The 2,390-nt window shown below is 58.0% G+C and carries 2 protein-coding genes; one reads left to right on the top strand and one right to left on the bottom strand.

Annotation, left to right across the window (positions count from 1 at the left end):
* Positions 1-90: 90 nt before the first annotated feature.
* On the top strand, positions 91-1,500 hold the full coding sequence (locus I73_RS24195) for an O-antigen ligase (protein ID WP_159105930.1): 1,410 nt from the start codon (positions 91-93) through the stop codon (positions 1,498-1,500).
* A gap of 8 nt (positions 1,501-1,508) precedes the next feature.
* Here the strand turns inward: I73_RS24195 and I73_RS31995 are convergent, their stop codons facing one another.
* Positions 1,509-2,216 carry a Wzy polymerase domain-containing protein gene (locus tag I73_RS31995; protein WP_159105929.1) on the bottom strand — a complete coding sequence of 236 codons (708 nt, stop codon included), beginning with the start codon at positions 2,214-2,216 and terminating at the stop codon, positions 1,509-1,511.
* Between the last annotated feature and the right edge of the window lie 174 nt (positions 2,217-2,390).

Below are 2,390 nucleotides of genomic sequence, written 5' to 3'. Positions count from 1 at the left end.
GCCGTTCATGCGGAGCTTGCGGGCAGACAGAGGACGCGATTGTCTGCCGACTTGGCATGGACAGCACCGGCGCGTGATTCAATGTCCTCCATGACGATCAGAAACGATCCCATGTCATGGGCCCGGAGGGGAATCTATGCCTACCTCTTTGCGGTGCCCTGGACCATTGTCTTTTTCAGCTGCTCTGCGCACGACTATGCACGAATCACCGAGGTGGTGCTCGGCGCGCTTTGTGGCCTGGCGCTTCTTGCCGGCAGAAAGCGGTGCGTGGCCACGGGGCGTTGGCCGGCAAGGATGGGGGCCTTGCTCTTCGCGACCTTGCTGCTGTCCGTGGCGTGTTCCGCTCGCCCGGACTGGGCATGGAGAGAGCTCGCGCTATTCGCGGATCTGCTTCTGATAGCTGCGGTCATCGGCCTGGGCCAGCGCGATGGAGCTCGCCAACTTCTGAGAGTGGCTGCACTGGCATTCTGCTTCTACGGTGTGCTGGAGGTGTTGCTCATCAACACAGGCATGCTGCAGGGCTTGCCTGCGCCCCACATGGATTTCGCGCTGGGGTATGACAACCCGCGTTTCTTCAATCATGTGGCCACGGTGGCGATGCCACTGTGTCTGACGGCTGCGTTGACCGACGAGGCCAGGTGGTGTCGCTCGCTCGCCTGGGTAGGTTTGGTCTTTGGCATCTCCTTGACCCTGTACACGGGAGGGCGTGCCGTGTTGCTGGCGGATACCGTCGCCATGCTGCTGGTGCTTGTCCTGAAGCCTTCGGCGGCGACGCCCTGGTCGTGGGCGGCGCTCAAAGCGGCGTTGTCAGGAACGGCGGTGTTTCTGCTGCAGTTTTGGGTTCTGCCGAAGGCCCTGGGGCTGCCGTCCTGGAGTGACTGGGCCGATCGAATTGGCGACGAGGGCAGCGTGACCTCCCGATGGGTCCTGTGGCGCCTTGCTTTGGAAGGCTGGCAGCTGTCGCCATGGTTGGGCATGGGGCCTATGCACTTTGCCCATCATCCGAATGTCGACGCAGCACATCCGCACAACATCTTCGTTCAGATGCTGTCTGAGTGGGGCTTGATTGCCTTCGTCATCGCCTGCTCGGCGTTGGTGGTGGGCTGGATCGCCATTGTTCGGCGTCTGAGACACCCTGGTGTGTGTTCTCACGCGGATCAACTGCGCGGTCTGGGCCTGTGGGCCACATTGACAGCCGCCCTGGTGGACGGTTGTTTCTCTGGCAATTTCGTCATGCCAGTGTCTCAAGTGTGGATTGCGGTTGCGGCCGGAGCATTGTGGTGTTGGTGGCGTAACACCCGGCATGAAGTGCCGCTGAGGGGTAGTCAGATCCAACTCTCTTTGGAGTCGTGTTTGCGTGCAGGTACTGCACTGGCAATTCTGCTGGCGTGCGTGGCGGCGCATGACTTTGCATCTCTGGATCGTGTACTCGACAATGCTAGCCGTTTATCTATCAGCTCCCGTGCTAATCCTCGCTTTTGGAGCGAAGGGTGGTTTTGAGGGGGGGCTTAGCGAGTCGATGGAAATGGAATTTCTGCCATCTCAGGGAATTGGCTTTCGGTCAAAGTGATCCATGCCCTGCGTGCGGCATCGCAGTCATCTTTTGCATGGAGATTACATCCCACCTCCAAGGCCCACTGAGCTTGCTGGGGTCGGCCATTCAATGCGGCGGCTTGCCCAAGGCGCATGAGTCCGGAGAATGCGGGGAAGCGGATTAAGGTTCTTTGCGCCTTATCAAGTTGCGCATCTTGCATTCCGCGTTGTGGCTTCATGCGAATAGTTAGCAGCACATCCTGTAGCCAGCCAATTAAGGGGACGTGAGGGTCATATTCCTCTGGGGCTCCAGCAATTCTTGCGGCGCGCACTCGTGCCGCCATTAGGTTGGTCTCTAATCTTTGGTATTCTATGAATATCTCGGATAGAAGACCTATAAGCGCCAAAGACAAAACGATGGGGATGGCTCGGGGAAGCTGAAAAACGGCCTTTACCTCTCCTTCTGCACTTAATACGCCCATCAAGACGGATGCAGGAAGAAGAAAATAGGCCAACATGTGGGGTAGCTCGAGCATTGTGTGTAATTGAAGCGTTGCTACTGCAGCCAGGCAGAGAACTGCTTCAGGTGACCTTTGATGACGGAGATGCCAAATCCACCATGTGGTGAAGGCGGCTGTCATCAGCAGGGAAAAAGGAACTCCTCCCCAAATGGCCCAGTCCAATATCAAGTTGTGTGCGTTTCCTACAAGGCCATGCATTGGGTATTGAGTGGACAGCGAAACGTGAGCAACCGTCACTTGACACCAAAGGCCGCAAAGCCCAGGTTCACCAGTTGTACGGGGGTGGCGTTCTTGAAGCCCCCCTTCACGCCGATGGCGTAGATGCTGCCGGTCACG

This window comes from Ideonella sp. B508-1 (assembly GCF_000333615.1).
Classification (GTDB): Bacteria; Pseudomonadota; Gammaproteobacteria; order Burkholderiales; family Burkholderiaceae_C; genus Ideonella.
Note: the sequence above shows the minus strand (reverse complement) of the source record. Positions and strands in the feature narration are given on the sequence as shown.

Coding starts and splice junctions, on each gene's coding strand:
- I73_RS24195 (WP_159105930.1), top strand. CDS start 91: ATGACGATCAGAAACGATCCCATGTCATGGGCCCGGAGGGGAATCTAT.